This is a genomic window from Vogesella sp. LIG4 (assembly GCF_900090205.1).
Classification (GTDB): Bacteria; Pseudomonadota; Gammaproteobacteria; order Burkholderiales; family Chromobacteriaceae; genus Vogesella.
In genome coordinates, this window is record NZ_LT607802.1 from 848,486 (window position 1) to 868,748 (window position 20,263).

Genomic DNA, 20,263 nt, shown 5'->3' on the forward strand with positions numbered 1-20,263 from the left:
CCGGCCATCCATCCGGCATGCTCGACGCAGCAAGGCCCGGTCCATGGACCGGGCCTTGCACTTCCCTATTGCTTGCAGCCAACCCTTACAGGCAGCTCGAAAAACCCCGATTTCCAAGCGAGACAAGGCGCGAACGAAAGCGGGCGTTTTTCTTACATCTTCACACCCAGTTCGCGCAGCCGCTCGTCCAGGTAGGCGCCGGCGGTGTAGCGCTCGGACAGCACCACCTCGTCGCGCGGGTGCAGGAACAGCGGCAGCGACACGCGGCTCTTGCTGGCGCCTTCGCCACTGGGGTTCACCACGCGGTGCTGGGTGGACGGGTAGTAGCCGCGCGAGGCTTCGCACAGCATGTCGCCGATGTTGATGATCAGCATGCCGAAATCGCACGGCACGTCCACCCAGTTGCCGTTCATGTCCTGCACCTGCAGGCCCGGCTCGTTGGCCGCCGGCAGGATGGTGAGCAGGTTGATGTCTCCATGGGCGGCAGCGCGCAGCGAGCCGGCCGGCTCCTTGCCGGTCAGCGGCGGGTAGCGCAGCACGCGCAGCAGGGTCTTGTTGCTGCCCTTGATCATGCCGGACAGCGGCTCGCTGTAGTGTTGGGCGATGTCGGCTGGGGTGTACTGCTCCACCCAGGCCAACAGCTCCTGCGCCAGGGTATTGGCGGTGTCGTAGTAGCGCATGGCGTCGGCCTGCAGCTGCGCCGGAATGCGCCCCCATGGGTAGATGTGGAAGTATTCCTTGATGTCCTTCTGGGTGTGGCCCTTCGCCGTTTCGGAGATCTCCGGCGAGAAGTAGCCGTCCTGCTTTTCCACCGAGAAGGCGAAGTCGTGCTTCTGTTCGGTGCCGAAGAAGGCCAGCCAGTCGCGGTAGATGTTCTCCACCAGTTCCTGCGGAATGGGGTGGTTCACCAGCACGCCAAAGCCGGTTTCGTGCAGCGAGCGGGTGAACTGTTCGGCCGCGTCGGCGGCGCGGTAATCGACTACGCGTACGTTCATGGTGTGGTTCCTGTGTCAGGCGGCATGCGGCCAACCCTGCTAGACCACATGCAAAGGCGGCGGATTCTACGCGCTGTCATTGCGCAAGAAAAGCACCCGATATGACTTTCCATTGGCATTTTAATTGTGTCATACCACGGGCAAAGGCACTTTTCAGCAATATGGCATAGCCGGCTGTTTTTGCTTGGCTTTCCGCCGCACATGCCGGCGCCGCCCGGCCCGGCATGGCTGGCATGCCATACCAGCAACAACACCGTTGGCATTTTATTGCCGGCCGCAGGCAAGAAAAAAGCCGTGCAGCGTTGGCCGCACGGCTGGTCGCCCACTGCGTCAGCTTAGACGCGCTGGTCCATGTCTAGTGCCGGGGTGCCCGGACAAAGCTGCGCCACCACCTTGGCCGGTACGCCCGCCACCGTGGTATGCGCCGGCACATCGTCCAGCACCACGCTGCCGGCCCCCACCTTGGCACATTCGCCAACGCGGATATTGCCCAGCACCGAGGCGCCGGCGCCCAGCATCACGCCATCGCCGATCTTGGGGTGGCGGTCGCCGCGCTCCTTGCCGGAGCCGCCCAGGGTGACGCCGTGCAGCATCGACACGTTGTTGCCGATCACCGCGGTCTCGCCCACCACCACGCCGGTGCCATGGTCGAGCATGACACCGTGGCCGATTCTGGCCGCCGGGTGGATATCGGCGCCCAATACCTCGGAAATGCGGTTCTGCAAGAAATACGCCAGTGTCTTTCTGCCTTCCTGCCACAGCCAGTGGGTGATGCGCTGGCTCTGGATGGCGTGAAAGCCCTTGAAGTACAGCAGCGGGGTGGAATAGCTGTCGCAGGCCGGGTCACGCTCGAAACAGGCGGTGATGTCGGCGCGCGCCGCCTCGATGATGCCGTGGTCGGCGGCGTAGGCCTCGCGGAACAGTTCCAGCAGCGCGCGGGCGTCCATCACCGGGCTGGCCAGCTTGCTGGACAGGTGAAACGCCAGCACGTCTTCCAGCGTGCCGTGACGAAGCACCGTCATGTGCAGGAAGCTGGCCAGCAGCGGCTCGTCACGCGCCGCCAGCTCGGCCTCCTCGCGAATGGAGGACCACAGCGGGTCGCGGTTTACTTCGTTCATCTTGCAAAACTCCCTTGAGCTGCGGCGATGCATGCCTCAGCGGTCCTTCAATTGCCAGAACAACGCGCGGTCGAACGGCGACCACCAGGCAGTGCGCACGCCGCTGGCGGCCAGCGCGTCGCGCACCCACTGGTTGCAGGTAGTGAACGGGCTGTAGTGCCCGTTGGCCAGATAAAAGGCATCCTGCTCATGATAATGATAGCCCCGCATCCAGACAGCCTGTCCCGCGGCATCGCGGGCGATGGCGGCGCGGATGAAAGCAGTCAGCCGCTGGTACTGCTCTGGCGTGAGCAGCAGGCGCCGGGTAGCGGCGCCGTCGCGCGGCGGCGGTGGCTGGTATTCCACGTGCAGCACGGTACCGTCCAGGCCGGACAGCGCGTAGAGCGCCCTGCCTGGGGTGAGGTCGGACCAGTTCTGCGTTTCCAGGAAGAAACTGCGGCTGCCCCAGCCGATGCCGACATAGGGCTGCTTATCCAGAGCTGGTCTGCTCTGCAGGTGCAGCGGCGAAAACTCGGCATCCCAGTCCATGCCCGCGGCGCGGCGCGGCAGCAACAGGCCGGCGTGGACGCCGTTGCTGTCGAGGTAGACCGGAATGCCGCTGACCGCCTGGCGCCAATCGCGGTTGGCGGGCAGCAGGCCGAAGCCGAGCGCGGCCAGCAGGTAGAGGAGCGGCAGCGCCAGCAGGCAGAGCAGCACGCGCCGGCACAGGCGCCACCACCGCGAGGGCAAGGCTGTGGTCATGAATGCGCTTACAGCAACACCACGTCGAACTGTTCCTGGCTGTAGCTGGTTTCCACCGACAGCGAAATCGGCTTGCCGATGAAGTCGATCAGCATGGCCAGGCTCTGCGATTCCTCGTCCAGCAGCATGTCGATCACGTTCTGCGAACCGAGGATGCGGAAGCCCTTGGCGTCGAAGCGGCGCGATTCGCGCACGATCTCGCGCTGGATCTCGTAACACACCGTCTGCGCGGTCTTGATCTCGCCGCGGCCCTGGCAGGTGGAGCACGGCTCGCACAGCACGTGCGCCAGGCTTTCGCGGGTGCGCTTGCGGGTGATTTCCACCAGCCCCAGGCTGGTGAAGCCGTTCAGCGTCACGCGGGTGCGGTCGCGCGCCAGCGCCTTGGCCAGCTCGGCCAGCACCGCGCTGCGGTGTTCCTCGCTGTCCATGTCGATGAAATCGACGATGATGATGCCGCCCAGATTGCGCAGGCGCAGCTGGCGCGCCAGCGACAGCGTGGCTTCCAGGTTGGTCTTGAAGATGGTTTCGTCGAAGTTGCGGTTGCCGACGAAACCGCCGGTGTTCACGTCAATGGTGGTCATCGCCTCGGTCTGATCGATGATCAGGTAGCCGCCGAACTTCAGGTTGACGCGGCGCGACAGCGCCTTGTCGATCTCGGTCTCGATGCCGTGCAGCTCGAACAGCGGGCGCTCGCCGCTGTAGCGCTCGATCTTGGCCACCGCCGACTGCACATAGCTCTCGGCGAATTCCACCATCTTGCCGTAGTTCTCGGTGGAGTCGACGATCACCTTCTCGGTGTAGTCGCTCACCATGTCGCGCAGCACGCGCACCGCCAGCGGCAGGTCTTCGTACAACAGGCTCTGCGCCGGCAGGTGCTGCGATTTGTGGCGGATGTCGGCCCACAGTTTGGACAGGTAATCGATGTCGGCGGTCAGCTCGTCGTCAGTGGCGGTCTCGGCACTGGTGCGGATGATGTAGCCGCGCGGCGCGCCGTCCGGCAGCAGTTTTTCCAGCCGCGTTTTCAGGCTCAGACGGTCGGCTTCCTGCTCGATCTTCTGCGAGATGCCGATGTGCTCTTCCTGCGGCAGGTGCACCAGGAAGCGACCGGCCAGGCTGATCTGCGTCGACAGCCGCGCACCCTTGGTGCCGATCGGGTCCTTGATCACCTGCACCAGCACAGTCTGGCCTTCGAACAGCATCTTCTCGATGCGCTGCGGCTCGGACGGGTGCTGGCGCTGCTCCAGCACGTCGGCAATGTGCAGGAAGGCGGCGCGCTCCAGGCCGATCTCGATGAAGGCGCTCTGCATGCCCGGCAGCACGCGCTTGACCTGGCCCAGGTAGATGTTGCCGACGATGCCGCGGCTGGCGGAGCGCTCGATGTGCAGCTCCTGCACGATGGCGTCTTCCAGCACCGCCACCCGCGTTTCCTGCGGTGTGATATTGACGAGAATCTGCTCTTTTGGCCGCGGCAGATCGCGCGGCAAAGGAATCGGTTGTTGCAGCATGGCAAGCTCCGGTGAACTGTGTATCAGGGCAGTTGGAAACCGAACTTGCCGAGAAGTTGTGCTGTTTCGTAAACCGGCAACCCCACCACTGCGGTGTAGCTGCCTTCGATGCGGGCGACGAACACCGCGGCCTTGCCCTGGATGCCGTAGGCACCCGCCTTGTCGAACGGCTCGCGGCTGTCGATATAGCGCTGGATCTCGTCCTCGCCCAGCGGCTTGAACGTCACTTCTGTGATGCTGGTGGCCAGTTGCAGCTCGTCGCCCAGCCGCACCGCCACGCTGGTCACCACCTGGTGGCTGCGGCCGGAAAACGCGCGCAGCATGCGGCGCGCATCGTCGGCATCGGCCGGCTTGCCGAAGATCTCGCCATCCTGCACCACGGTGGTATCTGCAGCCAGCAGCGGGAACGGCGGCAGGCCGCAATCGCTCACCACCTTCCAGCCGGCGGCGGCCTTCTCGCGCGCCAGGCGCTCGGTGTAGGCCACGGCGGCTTCGCCGGGCAGTACCGACTCATCGATGTCGGCGTGGATGCGTTCCAGGTGCAGGCCGAGGCCTTCGAGAATCTCGCGGCGGCGCGGGCTGCCGGAGGCCAGGTACAGACGGGACGGTGAGTCGCTCATGGTTGGACAATCTGCAAACTTGAATATCGATCGCCGGCAAGATTACCAGAGCATGGCAGCGGCGGATATGCCGCCACTTGAGGCAGGGCAAGGTTGGCCGCAAGCATGGCAAGCATGCGGCCAACCTTCACGGTGACTTATTGCGACGTCCAGCCGCCATCCACCGGCAAGGCCACCCCGGTCAGGTTGTGCGCCCACTGGCCGCACAGCATCAGCACCGCCTCGGCAATGTCCTCCGGCTGGCTCATCTGGCCGGAAGGCTGCTTCTCCAGCACCAGGTCGCGCAGGCCGGCGGAGCGGTCGCCGCCGAACTGTGCGGCGCGCGCCATGATCTGCGGCTCGATCAGCGCGGTTTCCACCCAGCCCGGGCAGATGGCATTGACGGTGACGCCGCTGCCGGCGGTTTCCAGCGCCGCCGCCTTGGTCAGGCCGACGATGCCGAACTTGCTGGCCACGTAGGGCAGCTTGTTCTTGGAGGCCACCAGGCCATGCACCGAGGCGATGTTGATCACCCGCCCCCAGCCAGCGTCCAGCATGCCAGGCAGGCACAGCTGCAGCAGGTGGAAGGCGGCGGAGAGGTTCACCCCGATGATGTCGTCCCACTTCTGCGCCGGCATCTCGGTAAGCGGTGCCGCGAACTGCATGCCGGCGTTGTTCACCAGCACGTCCACGCGGCCGAAATGCGCCAGCACCGCCGCGGCCAGCGCCCGGGTGGCCTCGCCATCACGCAGGTCGGCGCTGAAGTAGGCGGCATCGGCGGCGCCGGCGGCCTTCACCGCGGCCAGCACCTCGGCCTGGCCGGCGGCGTCCGCCAGCCCGTGCACGGCCAGCTGCCAGCCTTCGCGCGCCAGGCGGCAGGCAATCGCCAGGCCGATGCCGCGGTCGGCGCCGGTCACCAGAGCAGTACGAATTGTTGTCATCCACGTTCTCCTTTGCGTTGCCGCCACACCGGCACCGGCGCAGAGCCGGCCATTACCGATTTGGTTTTGTAAAAACAAATTTTAAATGCATTATGCAAATCCTAAAAAAATGCTGCTGGCACACCAGCGGCACACCCCCCGCTTGCCTTGAAGGATTTGCACTCATGTCCTGGCTGTCCCGCCTTAGCATCCGCACCAAACTCGTCTGCCTGTTCCTGGCCCTGAACCTGCTGACCGTAGCCGCCTTTACCGCCCACAGCTACCTGCGCAGCAGCGAGCAGGCGGTGGCCATCATCGACACCCGGCTGAACGCCGCGGCGCGCGCCATTCCCGCACTGCTGGACGACCATTTCCTGGCCCGCATGTTCACCCCCGGCAGCGTCAGCCGCGAACAGATGCTGGACAACGCCCGCCGCCTGGACGGCTACGCCCGCCAGTTCGGCGTGAAATACCTGTACCTGCTGACGCAGCAGAACGGCAAGGTGGTCTACCTGGCCGACGGCGCCGGCGAGGACGAACTGAAGGCCGACAAGTTCGGCCATCACCTGCAAGCATACGATGCCAGCGCCGGACTGTTGGCCGCATTCGCCGACCGCCAGGTGCATTATGACGAGTACACCGACGAGTACGGCACCTTCCGTTCCATTTTCCTGCCCACCACCGTCAATGGCCAGAACGTGATGCTGGCGGCCGACGTGCCGCTGCTGGAGGCGCGCGACAGCAAGCTGGCCGCGCTGCGCGAATCGCTGCTGATCGGCGGCATCCTGCTGGTGGCCGGCACCGCGGTATCCTGGCTGCTGGCCAGCTGGCTGGCCAACTCCATCGCCCGCATCGCCAGCCACATCGAGCACCAGGCGCGTGCGCACGACATGACCGCCCGCCTGCAGCCGCACGGCGACGACGAGATCGCCACCATGGCGCGCAGCTTCAACGCGCTGTGCAGCACGGTGAACGGCACGCTGCTGGAAGTGGCCGACAATGCGCGCCACACCTTCCACAGTGCCGAAAACGTACGCCAGAGCGCGCTGCAGCTGCAGGAGGCCGCAGGCCAGGGCAGCCGTCTGCTGGCGGGCAGCCGCGAACGCGCCGGCCACATCCAGCAACTGAGCCGGCACAGCGGCGAGCTGCTGGGTGAGGTGGCCAGCCAGCTGAATTCGGTGGAGTCCGAGCTTGGCCAGTCGCGCGAGGCCGTCACCGGCATGGCGCAGGGCATGGCCGGCCACGTGGCGGCCAACCGCGAGCTGGCGCAGCGCTTCCAGGCGCTGTCGCAGGATGTGCAGAACATCACCGGCATCCTGCAGCGCATTTCCGGCATCTCCGAACAGACCAACCTGCTGGCGCTGAACGCCGCCATCGAGGCGGCACGCGCCGGCGAGGCCGGCCGCGGCTTTGCCGTGGTAGCGGACGAAGTGCGCAAGCTGGCCGGCCAGACGCAGAACACGCTGGCGGAAACCGACAGCTTCGTGGAAAAGCTGCTGGCCACCATCCGCGACACCGCCGGCATCATCGAGCACCACGCCGACGAGGCGGAGCAGCTGTCCGGTGCCTCCAACGGCGCCCGCACCGCGCTGGATGCGCTGCGCCAGCTGCTGGACAGCCTGCAGCAGCACTTTGGCCAGGTGCTGGATGCCGGCCGCACCATCAATAGCGATATTGCGGCCATGCATGAGGACATCGGTGCCATCGACAACCAGGTGCAGCGCCAGCATGAAGAAGCCGACCGCCTGACGGCGGAAGCCATTGGCCTGGAAGACACTTCGCGACTGCTGAATCAGAGCCTCACCCGCTTCAAGCTATAATCGCAGCAGGCGCCTTGCCGCACTTACCAGGTGCTTGCCATGCTGCTTCGCTTGCTACTTGTCTGCTGCCTGCTGCTGCCCGTGTGGGGGGCTGCGGCCAACCTGCGCCTGGCGGTGGGGCTGGCCAAACCGCCGTACGTGGAAATCGGCGGCAAGACCGGCATGGAAGTGGAGCTGGCAGTAGCCACCCTGCAACAGGCCGGGCACCAGGTGGAAGTGGTGCAAGTGCCCCAGGCACGCGGGCTGGCCATGCTGCAGGAGGGTACGGTGGATGCCATGATCACGCTGATACCCGGCGCCAGCGAAGGCATCTTCTACTCGCAGCCGCTGCTGTACTACCGCAACCGCGCCATCGTGCTGCAGAACAGCGGCATCGTGCTGCACCAGCTGGCCGATCTGGCGCACTACCACGTGGCCAGCTTCCAGAACGCCCGACTGCTGTTCGGCAGCGATTACACCCGCGCGGTGATGGCCGCGCCCAGCTACAGCGAGCATGCCGACCAGGACATCCTCAACCGCCTGCTGCTGAATCATCGCGTGGAGGTGGTGGTGGGTGACGAGCTGATCTTCCACGCCGCGCTGACGCAGCAGGATCGCCAGGGGCGCCGCCCGCCGATCGCCAGCTTTGCACTGTTCGGCAACACGCCGCGCCACGTGGGCTTTCGCAGCGACCAGCGCCGCCGCGAATTCGACACCGCGCTGCTGCAGCTGAAAGCCGTGGGCGACTACCAGCGCATCGTGCAGCACTACCGCGACAAGTACCAGCTGCCGGAATAAGCCCGCCATACGGCCAACGTTGGCCGCAAGCCGCACGAAATCGTAGGGCGGATGCCCCGCAGGGGCGATCCGCCATCAGCCACGCCCCCTGATGGGACACACTTCGGCGGAACGCCCGGTAGTACCGGGCTTCCGCCCTACCAATGTGAGTGCCTCAGCCCTTCTTGCGCCGCTTGCCGGCCAGGTCTTCCAGCACCCGCCCGGCGGCGAACAGGCCGAAGCTGGCAGTCACCACCATGCTGGCGCCAAAGCCGGCACAGGACAGCCCCTGCGGGCCGCGCGCCTCGCCCACCTCGCAGGCGTCCGCCTGTGGGTACACCAGCTGCTCGGTGGAATACACGCAGCTCACCCCCATCTTGCGCCCGGGCTCGCGCGCAAAGCCGTGGTGGCGACGCAGGTTGTAGCGCAGCTTGGACAGCAGCGGGTCGTCGGTCACCGCGCTCAAATCGGCAATGGCAATGCGCGACGGGTCCATCTGCCCGCCGGCGCCGCCGGAGACAATCAGCTTCTGGCGACGGCGCACGCACCAGGCGGCAATCGCCGTCTTCACCCGCAGGCTGTCGATGCAGTCCACGATGTAGTCAAAGCCCTGCCCCAGCATGGCGGCCATGTTTTCTTCGGTAACGAAGTCTTCCACCTCGGTCACCACGCAGGCCGGGTTGATGGCGCGCACGCGCTCGGCCAGCGCAGTGACCTTGGCCATGCCGAAGTTCGGGTCCAGCGCCGGCAGCTGGCGGTTGGTGTTGGATTCGGCGATGTTGTCCAGGTCGATCAGCGTCAGCCGGCCGATGCCGCTGCGCGCCAGCGCCTCCACCGCCCAGCTGCCCACCCCGCCCACGCCGATGATGCACACGTTGGCCGCAGCAAAACGCTGCAGCGCTTCATCGCCGTACAGGCGGGCAATACCACCGAAACGGCGCTGCAAATCGGCTTCCATCACGAACTCCCACGGCAAAAACGGCCAAGCATAACCAAGCGGCGCCACAATCTCCAGCCACTCCCGCCAGCCAGCACAAGCGCATGCCGGCTTGACGCAGCTCATGCCAGCGGCGCAAGAAGGCAGGCAAGCGCGATGGCGCTTTGCTAGACTGCCGAGCACGGCCCCTCGCCAACAGGAGAACCCAGTGAGCACCCAGGCCCTGCAACATTCATCGTCGCAACAGCTGGCCAGCTTCGTGCGCCTGAACGAGGGCATCAAGGGCGTGGTACTGATCGCCTTCCATATCAACATCATGGCGCTGAACGCCATTCTGCTGGCGCACCGCGCCGGCGAAGTGGCGCTGGGTTTCGGCGTGATTTCCAAAGAGCTGCGCACGCTGTCGGTGGAACTCACCGGCCTGATGCAGGAGCTGTCCAGCGATGCCTACCAGGCAGTAAACCTGATTTCCGACCTGCTGCGCCGCGAGCGCCGCCAGCATCTGCTGCAGGCCACCCGCGCGCAGCTGCCCGAGCCGCTGCCGGCACTGGATGCCATCCTCGCCGAACGCCGCGCGCTGTTCCAGGAACGGGCGCAGCAGGTGCGCGACGTGCGCCTGCGCCTGCTGGACCGGCTGGAAGAGGCCCGCAAGTTGTGCCAGTTCGGCACCGCCATTTCCCGTTCCGCCAAGATCGAGGCCGCCTACGGCCGCGAATACGGCCGCGCCCTGGCGGAGGTAAGCCAGGAGTTCGACCAGAAAATCCAGACCATCCTGCCCTCCATCGAAACGCTGTGCGCCGGAATGCAAAGAATATGAAGACAGCCACCACCATCTACCAGCAGGGCGACCATCGTTGGGTAGTGATTGCCCGTGACGCCGCCAAGCCCGGCTACGTGATCGACACCAACGAATACCTGGTGAGCCGCGACGGCGACAACCTGCTCACCGACCCCGGCGGCAGCGAGATCTTCCCGGCGGTATTCGCCGCGCTGTCCACCGTGGTGGACCCGATGAGCATCAACTGCCTGTTCGCCTCGCACCAGGACCCGGACATCATCTCCTCGCTGGGGCTGTGGCTGGACTGCAACCCGAAGATACGCTGCCACGTCAGCCGGCTGTGGAGCAGCTTCATCCCGCACTTCGGCGGCGACGACAACTCGCTGCAATCCATCCCGGACGAAGGCCAGCACATTCCGCTGGGCCAGGGGCAGCTGGAGGCGGTGCCGGCGCACTTCCTGCATTCCTCCGGCAACTTCCACCTGTACGACCCGGAGGCCCGCCTCCTGTTCTCCGGCGACGTGGGCGCCGCGCTGCTGCCGGAGGACGCAAGCGAGCTGTTCGTACGCAACTTCGACCAGCACATCCGCCACGCCGAAGGCTTCCACCGCCGCTGGATGGGCTCCACCGAAGCCAAGCTGGACTGGTGCGAGCGCGCCGCGCGCATGAAGATCGACATGCTGTGCCCGCAGCACGGCGCCATCTACCAGGGCGACGACGTGATGCGCTTCATCAACTGGTTCGCCGAACTGCCGGTGGGGCTGTCCACCTTCCGCCACCGTGCGCTGCGCTAGAAGCAGGCGTGTATTACTTGCAATAAATCGCTCATCTTCTACGCTGAAAACACCTCCCCAAGCGGAGGTGTTTGTTTCTTTACGGGAGATGTTCCGATGATAAAGTCACCGCGTTTCGATATCGACCTGGACAAGCACTACAACGCCACCGTGGTCATCGCCTGCGACTGCGGGCATGAAACCCGCCACCACCTGGCCAGCCTGCACCCCGACAACAAGCTGAGTTGCGCCTGCGGCGCCGACATCAGCATGCCAGCCGCCGCGCTGGATATGGCGCACCGCCAGACAGACGCCCTGAAAGCTTCCTATCGCGTGCACTGAGGCACAACGACAATCGGCAGGAACTGACTGTTCTGCCGCACAACTAGGCACCCGTCGTCACGACGGGCAAAATCGGGCGAACCCGATTACATGACAGCCATCACGGCGACCCGCGGGTCGCCGTTTTTATTGGGCAGATTCACGATCTGCCGCGCGTCGTGAGACGTTACGCGGCGAGTACGGCTTCGGAATGCGCATTTGCTCTTCCCCAGCCGTTTTCGCCCTGTCTCACCCCGGCTCGCAAGATCGTGAGCACGCTCCTGACGAGCACACAGAGGACACCCCATGCAGCACATCGACGTACGCAGCGACACCGTAACCCAGCCCACCCTGGCTATGCGCCAGGCCATGTTCGACGCCGTGGTCGGCGACGACGTCTACGGCGACGACCCCACCGTGCGCGAGCTGGAAACGTTGGCCGCAAGCATCCTCGGCAAGGAAGCCGCGCTGTTCGTGCCCAGCGGCAACTTCGGCAACCAGCTGGCGCTGTACACCCACTGCCAGCGCGGCGACGAGGTGATCCTGGGCGACGACTGCCACATCGTGTGGCACGAAACCGGGGGCGCGGCGGTAATTGCCGGCGTGCAGCTGCGCACCATCGCCAGCACCGACGGCGTGCTGCGCGCCGACGAAGTGAAAAAGCGCATCCGCGACGGCGAAGACATCCACTGGCCGCGCACCGGCCTGATCTGCGTGGAAAACGCCCACAGCAACGGCCGCGTGATCCCGCTGGACGCCATGCAGGCAGTGTGGGAAGTGGCGCAGCAGCACGGCGTGCCGGTGCACCTGGACGGCGCCCGCGTCTTCAACGCCGCCGTGCACCTGGGCTGCGACGTGCGCGACATCACCCGCTACAGCGACACCGTGATGTGCTGCCTGTCCAAAGGCCTGGCCGCACCGGTGGGCTCCATCCTGGCCGGCCCGGCCGCCTTCATCGCCCGCGCCCGCAAGCACCGCAAGCTGCTGGGCGGCGGCCTGCGCCAGGCCGGCGTACTGGCCGCACCCGGCATCCTGGCGCTGACCGACATGGTTGCTCGCCTGCCGGAAGACCACGCCAACGCACGCTATATGGCCGAGCAACTGGCTGCCCTGCCCGGCGTCACGGTGAATCTGGACGACGTACACATCAACATGGTGTGGTTCCGCCTGCCGGCCAGCCTCGACAGCAGCAAGCTGATGGCGGCGCTGAGCGCGGCCGGCATCAAGGCCAACGGGCCGGAAGGCGGCCTGATGCGCCTGGTGACCCACTGGCAGATCGGCCGCGCCGACATCGACCGCATCATCGCCGTGTTCGCCGCCCAGTTGGCCGCATGAGCGCAGCCATCGCGCTGGCGCTGTTCGCCGCCGCCTTTGCTGCCGGCGCGCTCAACGCCATGGCAGGCGGTGGCACGCTGATCACCTTTCCCGCACTGGTGGCCGCCGGGCTGCCGCCCATCGTCGCCAACGCCACCAGCTCGGTATCGCAGTGGCCGGGCTACGTGGCCAGCAGCCTGGCCTTTCGCCGCGAACTGGCCGGCCAGCGCGCGCTGCCGTCACTGAGCGGCGTCAGCCTGCTGGGCGGCCTCATCGGCGGCTGGCTGGTTACCGTGGTGTCTCCGCGGCTGTTCGACGCGCTGGTGCCGTGGCTGATCCTGCTGGCCACCGTCATGTTCGCCGCCAGCAGCCAGCTCACCCGCTGGCTGGGCCGCCACGCCAGCGCCGTGCACGGCAGCCGCGCCGGCCTGCTTGCCGGCCAGCTGCTGGTGGCCATCTACGGCGGCTTCTTCGGCGGCGGCATGGGCATCATGATGCTGGCGCTGTTCAGCCTGTTCGCCGTGGACAACCTCACGCGTATGAACGCGCTGAAAACCTGGCTATCGGTGCTGATCTCCGGCGTGGCGGTGCTGACCTTCATCGCCGCCGGCATCGTGAACTGGCCGGCAGCGCTGGTGATGCTGGCCGGCACCATCAGCGGCGGCGTGGCCGGCGCCCGCCTGGCGCGCCGCCTGCCGGCCAGCTTGCTCAAGCGCGTGGTGGTGACGCTGGGCGCAGTGCTGACGCTGGCGTTTTTCTGGAAGGTGTATGGCTGAGGATGCGGCCAAGGTTGGCCGCAAGCCTCACGGCAACACCAGCGGCAGCGGCGTGCTGTCGCCGAGCTTGCCGTTCAGCGGCGAGGCTGCATCGGTTTCATCCTGCAGCAGCGCCTTCTGCCGTGGGTTGGGCCGGCCCAGCCAGACGAGCTTGCCGTCCGGCCGCATATAGCGCGCCACCAGTTGCTGGCGCTTGGGTGCGTACAGCACCAGCAGCTGGTGCGGGCAGTTGTGCGGCTCGCATACCCAGCCGCGCAGGTAATCCTCGCGGCCGGCCTTCAGCGGGATCAACGGCGTGCTGACGCCATTGCTCACCCAGGCCGGCGCCTTGCCGCCACTGCCGCGGAACGCCGATTGCACCGCGCTGCGAAAGCCGCGGTCCGCGGTGTAGACATCGGTGAAGTAGGCGCACTGCGCCTGCTGCTTGCACTGCAGCGCCTGCATGGCACCGTGTTTTTCCGCCGCCTGCGCGCCGGCTGCCAGCAGGGCCAGCAGCAGGCCGGCCATCCATGATTTGTACATAGTCAATGCTCATTCGATGCTGTCTGCATCATGCTAGGCTGCTGCCGTGCGCACCGCAACGGCCATGACGGAGCGGCATGCTTTGCAGCCGGGCGCCGGCTGCCGCACAATCCGCCCATTCCGCCTTACGGCCAACCGTTGCCTATCCGATGACCGATCACTCCCACGACCCGTTCCAGTGGCTGGAAAGCCTGGACGATGCCGCCGCCCTGGACTGGGTGGCCGAGCAGAACGCCGCCACCCGTGCCCGCCTGGACAGCGACCCGCGCTTTGCCGCTCTGAAGCAGTCCATCCTCGCCAATCTGCGCGATACGCGGCAGATTCCGTTCTTTGCCGAGCACGCCGGCTGGCTGTACAACTTCCACCAGGACGAGGCCCATCCGCGCGGCATCTACCGCCGCTGCACGCTGGACGCCTACCGCGCCAATGCGCAGGACTGGCAGACGGTGCTGGACATCGACGCGCTGGCCGATGCCGAGGAGGTGGACTGGTACCTGGACGGTGTGTCGCACTACACCGAGCAGCCGCAACACGTATTGCTCAGCCTCACTCCCGGCGGCTCCGACGCCACCGTCAGCCGCGAGTACGATCTGGAGGCGCAGGCTTTCGTCGCCGGCGGCTTCAGCTTTCCCTACGGCAAGAACCACATCGCCTGGCGCGATCTGGACAGCGTGTTCGTGTGCCCGGCCTGGGACGAGGCGCAGCTGACCCGCGCCGGCTACCCGCGCGAAGTGTGGCTGCTGCAGCGCGGCCAGCGCTGGGACCAGGCGCAGCCGCTGCTGCAGCTGGACGAAGACGCGATGATGGTGGCGGCGTGGCGCTTCCTGGATGCGGCCAACCCTGTAGCGCCGGACGCCATCACCGCCTTCGACATCATCGAGGCATCCGACAGCTTTTACAGCAAAACCTATTACCACCTTGCCGGCGATAGCCTGATCGCGCTACCACTGCCTGAGCGCGCCGAGATCGAGGCCTACAGCCACGGCGACCTGATCGTTAAACTGGCCGAGGACTGGCACTTTGCCGGCCAGCACTACACAGCCGGCAGCCTGCTGGCGGTGGCCTGCGCCGCAGGCAGCGGCAAGGTTGGCCGCATCACCGAACTGTTCGTGCCGGGCGCGCAGCAGTCGGTGGAAATGGTGGAGGCCACGCTGAACCTGCTGGCCATCATCGTCATCGATAACGTGAAGAGCCGCCTCGTCACCCTGCGCTGGGCGGATGGCAACTGGCAGCCGCACGCCAACCCGCTGCCCACCGGCGGGGTGATCGAGTTTGCCGACCAGCCCTGGCACAGCGACCTGCTGTACTACAGCTACAGCGACTTCCTCACCCCGGCCGGGCTGTACCGGCTGGATCTGCTCACCGGCGGCGAGCCGGAAGTGCTGCGCCAGCAACCGGCCGCCTTCGACGCTGCCGGGTTTGTCGCCGAGCAGCTGCAGGCGCGCGCGCCGGACGGCACCGCGATTCCCTACTTCGTGGTGCATCGTCGCGGGCTGGCGCTGGATGGCTCCGCCCCCACGCTGCTGTACGGCTACGGCGGTTTCGAAGTGCCGATGATGCCCTACTACATGGACAACTTCGGCCCGCAGTGGCTGGAAAAGGGCGGCGTGTTCGTGGTGGCCAATATCCGCGGCGGCGGCGAGTTCGGCCCGGCCTGGCACCAGGCGGCACAGGGCCCGCACCGGCAGGTGAGCTTCGACGATTTCATCGCGGTGGCCGAAGACCTGATCGCGCGCGGCTACAGCAGCGCGCGCCGGCTGGGCATCGAAGGCGGCAGCAACGGCGGCCTGCTGGTAGGCGCCTGCCTGCTGCAGCGCCCGGAGCTGTTCAACGCCGTGGTGTGCGAGGTGCCGCTGCTGGACATGCTGCGCTACACCGAGCTGCTGGCCGGCGCCAGCTGGATAGACGAATACGGCGACCCGTCCAACCCGGCGGAACGCGCCGCGCTGGCCGCCTACTCGCCCTACCACCAGCCGGTAAGCGCCGAGCGCTACCCGCTGGCGCTGTTCACCACCAGCAGCAAGGACGACCGGGTGCACCCGGCGCACGCGCGCAAGATGGTGGCCAGGCTGCAACAGCACGGCCACGATGCACTGTTCCTGGAAACCGACGGCGGCGGCCACGGCGGCAATACCGGCCAGGAACAAACCGCCGAGGAGCTGGCGCGGGTGCTGGTTTATCTGTATCGCCAGCTGATGGACTGAACCCACGGCCTTGCGGCCAACCTCTAGACGCCTCGAAAGCCCCGGTTTTTAAGCAAGACAAGGCGCGAACGAAAAATCCCGCCGCTGCATAGGTGTTGATATGCAAGGCGGGATTTTTCGTGAGCAACGCCGTATTGCGACGAAAGCGGGCGCTTTTCGAAATGGCCAACGGTGCAAGGTTGGCCGCAAGGCGCGTCCTGACATACCATGCCGGCATTGTCCGACTTCCCCACGGCGGCCTGCATGTCCCACCACCCCAACCAGTTCGACCTGTTCAAGACGCGGCGCTTCATGCCGCTGTTCATCACCCAGTTCTTTGGCGCCTTCAACGACAACCTGCTGAAGAACGCAGTGGTGGTGCTGATCAACTTCCACGGCATGCGGCTGCTGGGGCTGGCGCCGGAGCTGATGATCCAGCTGGCCGCCGCGCTGTTCATCCTGCCCTTCTTCCTGTTTTCCGCCACCGCCGGCCAGGTGTGCGAGAAGTACGACAAGGCGGCGGTGGCGCGTTTCGTCAAACGCATGGAGATCGCCATCATGCTGGTGGCGGCAGTGGGCTTCTGGCTGCACAACGGCGCCATCCTGATGTCCACCATCTTCATGATGGGGGTGCATTCCACGCTGTTCGGGCCGCTGAAATTCAGCGTGCTGCCGCAATACCTGCGCCCGCGCGAACTGGTGGGCGGCAACGGCCTGATCGAGATGGGCACTTTCGTGTCCATCATCATCGGCCAGGTGGCCGGCACCGTGCTGGTGAACGCCGACCCGCAGCGCATCAGCATCATCGTGGCGCTGCTGGCCTGCGCGCTGGCCGGTCTGGCTGCCGCGCGGCGCATGCCGCCGGCGCCGCCTTCCGCCGCCGATCTGCCGGTGGACTGGAATATGGCGCGCCAGACCTGGGCCATCATCAAGCAGGCCAAGGCAAGCCGCCCGGTGTGGCTGTCGCTGCTGGGCATCTCCTGGTTCTGGTTCCTGGGCGCGCTGTACCTGTCCAAGCTGCCGACCTTTGCTTCCGATGTGCTGGGCGGCGACGCCAGCGTCTACACCCTGCTGATGACGCTGTTCTCGCTGGGTGTGGGGCTGGGTTCGATGCTGTGCGAGAAGCTGTCCGGCCGCAAAGTGGAGCTGGGGCTGGTGCCGTTCGGCTCGCTGGGGCTGTGCCTGTTCGGTATCGACCTGTTCTTTGCCACCCCGGCGCACGCCGGCGGCACGCTGACCTGGCTCGCCGTGCTGGGTAACCACGCCTACTGGCGCCTGGTGGCCGATTTCACCCTCATCGGCGTGTTCGGCGGCTTCTACATCGTGCCGCTGTACGCGCTGGTGCAGTCGCGCGCCGCACCGGCGTTCCGCTCGCGTGCCATTGCCGCCAACAACATCCTCAACTCGCTGTTCATGGTGGTGTCCGCCGCCTTTGCCGCGGTGCTGGCAGCCAATGGCGTAAGCATCCCGCACGTGCTGCTGATCGCCGCACTGCTCAATATGGTGGTGGCGCTGTACATCTACAGCCTGCTGCCGGAATTCCTGATGCGCTTCCTGGTGTGGATCGCCACCCACACCCTGTACCGCATCCGCCACGAAGGGCTGGAGCACATTCCGGAGGAAGGCCCCTGCGTGCTGGTCTGCAACCACGTGAGCTTCATGGATGCGCTGATCCTGGCCGGCAGCGTGCGCCGCCCGATCCGCTTCGTGATGGATCACAGCATCTTCAAGGTGCCGCTGCTCAACTTCATCTTCCGCACCGCGCGGGCGATTCCCATTGCCCCGGCCAAGGAAGACCCGCATGCCAAGCAGCGCGCCTTCGACGCGGTGGCGGCGGCGCTGGCCGACGGTGAAGTGGTGTGCATTTTCCCGGAGGGAAAGATCACCTACGATGGAAACATCAGCGCGTTCAAACCGGGCATTGAAGAGATTGTGGCGCGTACGCCGGTGCCGGTAGTGCCGATGGCGCTGTGCGGCATGTGGGGCAGCTTCTTCTCGCGCCGCTACGGGCCGGCCATGCTGTGCTGGCCGCGCCGCGCCTGGTCGAAGATCGCCCTCAAGGCTGCCGCGCCGCTGCCGGCAGCGGTGGCCAGCGCCGGCAGCCTGCAGCAGGAAGTGGTGCAGTTACGCGGCGACTGGCGCTGAGGCGCGTGGCGGCCCGGCAAGCGATTTGTGTGCCGTGGCTTGCCGCCGCTGCCCGCTTGTGCCAGAGTGGCGAACACGGATTTGATCAAGTTGCAACAAAGCAGCACTACAAAGGAGCGTTTCGTGTCTAGCGCAAACGATATCGTTCTGTTCCATCAACAGGACATCACCCCCGATACCTTCGTCGCCCCTGCCGAGCGTCAGCTCAGTGGCACCTGCCAGCAGGCGGTGGAAATGCATTACAGCGATCCGACCGGCCAGTTCCATGCCGGGCTGTGGTCTGGAGGTGTCGGCGCCTGGCGGGTGAAGTACACCGAGTGCGAATTCTGCACTCTGCTGGAAGGTCATGTGCGCATGCATGGTGACGACGGTTCCGTCGTCGAGATCGTTGCAGGCCAGCATTTTGTGATTCCCGCCGGCTTCGAAGGCGTGTGGGAAGTGATCGAACCGGCCAAGAAAACCTTCGCCGTGTTCGAGGAAGACCGCCTGGCGCGCAAGGACTGAGCCAGCCAGCGACAGAAAGCAAGCAGGCCACCGAGATCCGGTGGCCTGTTTTTCTTTCATCGTAGGGCGCCTCGAAAAACCCCGATTTCTAAGCGAGACAAGGCGCGAATGAAAAATCCCGACGCCGCATATGGTTGATATGTAAGGAGGGATTTTTCGTGAGCAACGCAGTATCGCAACGAAAGCGGGAGGTTTGCGAGGTGCCCGCTAGAATTTTTCCAGCGCGGTGAGGTAACGCCACTGCCCTGCCGGCAGTTTGCCCAGACGCACGCGGCCGATGCGGATGCAGCGGCATTCCACCGCGCGCAGCCCGCTTGCGGCCAACATGGCGGCAATCATGCCCGGCGCCGGCTTCTTCAGCACCACGCACAGCTGGCGCTCGCTCTGGCGGCTGACCCGGCCGGCGCGCAGCTGTTTGCCATCCAGCTCCACCCCGCCCTGCAGCGCCTTCAGCACCGCATCGGATACCGGCATCGCCAGGTTCACCAGCCATTCCTGCTCGAAGTCGCCAGCCTGCAGCTGGCGCGCCAGCTTGCCGTCCTGCGTTGCCACCGTGAGGCCGCTTTCGCCGCCCCGTACCGCACCAAACCACTGCAAGCGGTGCTGGTGCTTGCGCATGTACACCAGCTGGCTGGCGTCCTCGGCGGCTCGCTGCGCCGGCACCAGCTGCGGCAGCAGCCCGGTTTCGTCCATGCCGGCCGGCTTGTGCAGCAGCATGCTCACCCGCTCCGGCTGCTCGCGCGGCCCGCCGGCGATGAGTTCGATCTGCTGCTGCGGCAGCACGCGGCTGCCCAGCACGTCCACTACCTTGCCATCCACCAGCACCAGGCCCTGGGCGATGTAATCGTCCGCCTCGCCGCGCGAGCACAGCCCCAGTTCGGCCATGCGCTTGGACAGGCGAATGCTTTGCTGCTCGCTCATGCCTGCCAGTCCTGTTCCAGCTGTGCCACCCGCTGCATGAGCTGCGCCAGTTGCGCCTCCAGCTCGGCCACCCGTGCCTCCAGCCCGGCGCTGCCGCCCGTGGTCACAGGGTTGGCCGCAAGCGTGGCGTCGTAAGGCAGCAGGGTGTGCACCCAGCGCGCCTCGCGCTCGCCCGGCTGGCGCGGCAGTTTTTCCACCAGCGGCGGGTATTTGTCGGCCAGCGCGTTCAGCGCGGTTTCCACTTCTTCCAGGCCGCTGAAGCTGTACATGCGCCCGGCACGGCTGCGCAGCTCGGCGCTGGTCTGCGCACCGCGCAGCAGCAACAGGCCCAGCACCGCCAGGCGGGCGCCGTCGATGTTCCAGGCGTAATTGAGGCGATGTTCGTACTTGGCCACGCGGCTGCCGGCCGGCAGGCGTTCGGCCACCAGTTTCTGCGCCAGCAGGCTGTCCAACGCGGCGGCGAGGTCGCTCTCGGACAGGTTCAGCACCGGCTCGCGGCTGGTGAGCTGGTTGCAGGCCGACTGCAGCGCGTTCAGCGTCAGCGGGTAGTTGTCCGGCGTCAGCGCCTGTTTTTCGATCAGCGCGCCCAGCACGCGCGCGGCGTGCGGTTCCAGTATCAGTCTGTCGTCCATGCT

The 20,263-nt window shown here is 66.1% G+C and carries 20 protein-coding genes; 10 read left to right on the forward strand and 10 right to left on the reverse strand.

Annotation, left to right across the window (positions count from 1 at the left end):
* Window positions 1-152: 152 nt before the first annotated feature.
* From PSELUDRAFT_RS04070 to PSELUDRAFT_RS04095, 6 genes are all read right to left on the reverse strand, one after another.
* On the reverse strand, window positions 153-995 hold the full coding sequence (locus tag PSELUDRAFT_RS04070; protein WP_088965627.1) for an isopenicillin N synthase family oxygenase: 843 nt from the start codon (window positions 993-995) through the stop codon (window positions 153-155).
* A gap of 335 nt (window positions 996-1,330) precedes the next feature.
* Complete coding sequence (cysE, locus tag PSELUDRAFT_RS04075; protein WP_088965628.1) at window positions 1,331-2,113, reverse strand: serine O-acetyltransferase; 783 nt, start codon at window positions 2,111-2,113, stop codon at window positions 1,331-1,333.
* Window positions 2,114-2,149: 36 nt separating this feature from the next.
* Entirely contained in the window at window positions 2,150-2,854 is a 705-nt protein-coding gene (locus tag PSELUDRAFT_RS04080; RefSeq protein WP_088965629.1) for a TIGR02117 family protein, read from the reverse strand.
* A gap of 8 nt (window positions 2,855-2,862) precedes the next feature.
* The gene (gene rng, locus PSELUDRAFT_RS04085) at window positions 2,863-4,359 is read right to left on the reverse strand and encodes a ribonuclease G (protein WP_088965630.1); all 1,497 of its coding nucleotides are present in this window, start codon (window positions 4,357-4,359) and stop codon (window positions 2,863-2,865) included.
* A gap of 23 nt (window positions 4,360-4,382) precedes the next feature.
* On the reverse strand, window positions 4,383-4,979 hold the full coding sequence (locus PSELUDRAFT_RS04090) for a nucleoside triphosphate pyrophosphatase (RefSeq protein WP_088965631.1): 597 nt from the start codon (window positions 4,977-4,979) through the stop codon (window positions 4,383-4,385).
* Between the two features lie 137 nt (window positions 4,980-5,116).
* A complete protein-coding gene (locus PSELUDRAFT_RS04095) occupies window positions 5,117-5,899 on the reverse strand; it encodes a 3-hydroxybutyrate dehydrogenase (protein WP_088965632.1) in 783 nt (260 codons plus the stop codon).
* A gap of 164 nt (window positions 5,900-6,063) precedes the next feature.
* On the opposite strand from PSELUDRAFT_RS04095, the gene PSELUDRAFT_RS04100 reads away from it, so the two are divergent.
* Window positions 6,064-7,698: a methyl-accepting chemotaxis protein gene (locus tag PSELUDRAFT_RS04100; protein WP_162291239.1), complete on the forward strand. Its 1,635-nt coding sequence runs from the start codon at window positions 6,064-6,066 to the stop codon at window positions 7,696-7,698.
* Window positions 7,699-7,737: 39 nt separating this feature from the next.
* Window positions 7,738-8,475: an ABC transporter substrate-binding protein gene (locus PSELUDRAFT_RS04105; RefSeq protein ID WP_088965634.1), complete on the forward strand. Its 738-nt coding sequence runs from the start codon at window positions 7,738-7,740 to the stop codon at window positions 8,473-8,475.
* Window positions 8,476-8,629: 154 nt separating this feature from the next.
* On the opposite strand, the gene tcdA is transcribed toward PSELUDRAFT_RS04105, so the two are convergent.
* Window positions 8,630-9,412 (reverse strand): tRNA cyclic N6-threonylcarbamoyladenosine(37) synthase TcdA, encoded by a 783-nt coding sequence (tcdA, locus tag PSELUDRAFT_RS04110; protein ID WP_088968377.1) that lies wholly within the window; start codon window positions 9,410-9,412, stop codon window positions 8,630-8,632.
* Window positions 9,413-9,599: 187 nt separating this feature from the next.
* Here tcdA and PSELUDRAFT_RS04115 point away from each other — a divergent pair, with 187 nt between their 5' ends.
* The 5 genes from PSELUDRAFT_RS04115 (at window position 9,600) to PSELUDRAFT_RS04135 (ending at window position 13,353) form a co-directional block, all read left to right on the forward strand.
* Window positions 9,600-10,208 (forward strand): hypothetical protein, encoded by a 609-nt coding sequence (locus tag PSELUDRAFT_RS04115; protein ID WP_088965635.1) that lies wholly within the window; start codon window positions 9,600-9,602, stop codon window positions 10,206-10,208.
* Window positions 10,205-10,963 (forward strand): MBL fold metallo-hydrolase, encoded by a 759-nt coding sequence (locus tag PSELUDRAFT_RS04120; protein ID WP_088965636.1) that lies wholly within the window; start codon window positions 10,205-10,207, stop codon window positions 10,961-10,963. Before PSELUDRAFT_RS04115 ends, PSELUDRAFT_RS04120 begins: the two co-directional genes overlap by 4 nt.
* 96 nt (window positions 10,964-11,059) lie before the next feature.
* Window positions 11,060-11,284, forward strand: coding sequence for a hypothetical protein (locus PSELUDRAFT_RS04125; protein WP_088965637.1), 225 nt, complete (start codon window positions 11,060-11,062; stop codon window positions 11,282-11,284).
* 285 nt (window positions 11,285-11,569) lie between these two features.
* Window positions 11,570-12,598 carry a low-specificity L-threonine aldolase gene (gene ltaE, locus PSELUDRAFT_RS04130; RefSeq protein WP_088965638.1) on the forward strand — a complete coding sequence of 343 codons (1,029 nt, stop codon included), beginning with the start codon at window positions 11,570-11,572 and terminating at the stop codon, window positions 12,596-12,598.
* A complete protein-coding gene (locus PSELUDRAFT_RS04135; RefSeq protein ID WP_088965639.1) occupies window positions 12,595-13,353 on the forward strand; it encodes a sulfite exporter TauE/SafE family protein in 759 nt (252 codons plus the stop codon). Before ltaE ends, PSELUDRAFT_RS04135 begins: the two co-directional genes overlap by 4 nt.
* A gap of 27 nt (window positions 13,354-13,380) precedes the next feature.
* Here the strand turns inward: PSELUDRAFT_RS04135 and PSELUDRAFT_RS04140 are convergent, their stop codons facing one another.
* Window positions 13,381-13,875, reverse strand: a complete 495-nt coding sequence (locus PSELUDRAFT_RS04140) for an Ivy family c-type lysozyme inhibitor (RefSeq protein WP_088965640.1) — start codon at window positions 13,873-13,875, stop codon at window positions 13,381-13,383.
* A 149-nt stretch (window positions 13,876-14,024) separates the two neighbouring features.
* On the opposite strand from PSELUDRAFT_RS04140, the gene PSELUDRAFT_RS04145 reads away from it, so the two are divergent.
* The 3 genes from PSELUDRAFT_RS04145 to PSELUDRAFT_RS04155 all read left to right on the forward strand — a co-directional run bounded on the left by PSELUDRAFT_RS04145 (window position 14,025) and on the right by PSELUDRAFT_RS04155 (window position 18,707).
* Window positions 14,025-16,079: a prolyl oligopeptidase family protein gene (locus PSELUDRAFT_RS04145; RefSeq protein ID WP_088965641.1), complete on the forward strand. Its 2,055-nt coding sequence runs from the start codon at window positions 14,025-14,027 to the stop codon at window positions 16,077-16,079.
* Between the two features lie 243 nt (window positions 16,080-16,322).
* Window positions 16,323-18,203, forward strand: a complete 1,881-nt coding sequence (locus PSELUDRAFT_RS04150; protein ID WP_088968378.1) for an MFS transporter — start codon at window positions 16,323-16,325, stop codon at window positions 18,201-18,203.
* 123 nt (window positions 18,204-18,326) lie between these two features.
* Window positions 18,327-18,707, forward strand: coding sequence for a cupin domain-containing protein (locus tag PSELUDRAFT_RS04155; RefSeq protein ID WP_088968379.1), 381 nt, complete (start codon window positions 18,327-18,329; stop codon window positions 18,705-18,707).
* 207 nt (window positions 18,708-18,914) lie between these two features.
* On the opposite strand, the gene PSELUDRAFT_RS04160 is transcribed toward PSELUDRAFT_RS04155, so the two are convergent.
* A complete protein-coding gene (locus tag PSELUDRAFT_RS04160; RefSeq protein ID WP_088965642.1) occupies window positions 18,915-19,628 on the reverse strand; it encodes an RNA pseudouridine synthase in 714 nt (237 codons plus the stop codon).
* Entirely contained in the window at window positions 19,625-20,260 is a 636-nt protein-coding gene (locus tag PSELUDRAFT_RS04165) for a YceH family protein (protein ID WP_088965643.1), read from the reverse strand. Before PSELUDRAFT_RS04165 ends, PSELUDRAFT_RS04160 begins: the two co-directional genes overlap by 4 nt.
* Window positions 20,261-20,263: the final 3 nt, after the last annotated feature.

Bases quoted from the DNA above. Each gene is read 5' to 3' on its own strand.
- PSELUDRAFT_RS04070 (WP_088965627.1), bottom strand. From the start codon at position 995: ATGAACGTACGCGTAGTCGATTACCGCGCCGCCGACGCGGCCGAACAG.
- cysE (WP_088965628.1), bottom strand. From the start codon at position 2,113: ATGAACGAAGTAAACCGCGACCCGCTGTGGTCCTCCATTCGCGAGGAG.
- PSELUDRAFT_RS04080 (WP_088965629.1), bottom strand. From the start codon at position 2,854: ATGACCACAGCCTTGCCCTCGCGGTGGTGGCGCCTGTGCCGGCGCGTG.
- rng (WP_088965630.1), bottom strand. From the start codon at position 4,359: ATGCTGCAACAACCGATTCCTTTGCCGCGCGATCTGCCGCGGCCAAAA.
- PSELUDRAFT_RS04090 (WP_088965631.1), bottom strand. From the start codon at position 4,979: ATGAGCGACTCACCGTCCCGTCTGTACCTGGCCTCCGGCAGCCCGCGC.
- PSELUDRAFT_RS04095 (WP_088965632.1), bottom strand. From the start codon at position 5,899: ATGACAACAATTCGTACTGCTCTGGTGACCGGCGCCGACCGCGGCATC.
- PSELUDRAFT_RS04100 (WP_162291239.1), top strand. From the start codon at position 6,064: ATGTCCTGGCTGTCCCGCCTTAGCATCCGCACCAAACTCGTCTGCCTG.
- PSELUDRAFT_RS04105 (WP_088965634.1), top strand. From the start codon at position 7,738: ATGCTGCTTCGCTTGCTACTTGTCTGCTGCCTGCTGCTGCCCGTGTGG.
- tcdA (WP_088968377.1), bottom strand. From the start codon at position 9,412: ATGGAAGCCGATTTGCAGCGCCGTTTCGGTGGTATTGCCCGCCTGTAC.
- PSELUDRAFT_RS04120 (WP_088965636.1), top strand. From the start codon at position 10,205: ATGAAGACAGCCACCACCATCTACCAGCAGGGCGACCATCGTTGGGTA.
- PSELUDRAFT_RS04125 (WP_088965637.1), top strand. From the start codon at position 11,060: ATGATAAAGTCACCGCGTTTCGATATCGACCTGGACAAGCACTACAAC.
- ltaE (WP_088965638.1), top strand. From the start codon at position 11,570: ATGCAGCACATCGACGTACGCAGCGACACCGTAACCCAGCCCACCCTG.
- PSELUDRAFT_RS04135 (WP_088965639.1), top strand. From the start codon at position 12,595: ATGAGCGCAGCCATCGCGCTGGCGCTGTTCGCCGCCGCCTTTGCTGCC.
- PSELUDRAFT_RS04140 (WP_088965640.1), bottom strand. From the start codon at position 13,875: ATGTACAAATCATGGATGGCCGGCCTGCTGCTGGCCCTGCTGGCAGCC.
- PSELUDRAFT_RS04145 (WP_088965641.1), top strand. From the start codon at position 14,025: ATGACCGATCACTCCCACGACCCGTTCCAGTGGCTGGAAAGCCTGGAC.
- PSELUDRAFT_RS04150 (WP_088968378.1), top strand. From the start codon at position 16,323: ATGTCCCACCACCCCAACCAGTTCGACCTGTTCAAGACGCGGCGCTTC.
- PSELUDRAFT_RS04160 (WP_088965642.1), bottom strand. From the start codon at position 19,628: ATGAGCGAGCAGCAAAGCATTCGCCTGTCCAAGCGCATGGCCGAACTG.
- PSELUDRAFT_RS04165 (WP_088965643.1), bottom strand. From the start codon at position 20,260: ATGGACGACAGACTGATACTGGAACCGCACGCCGCGCGCGTGCTGGGC.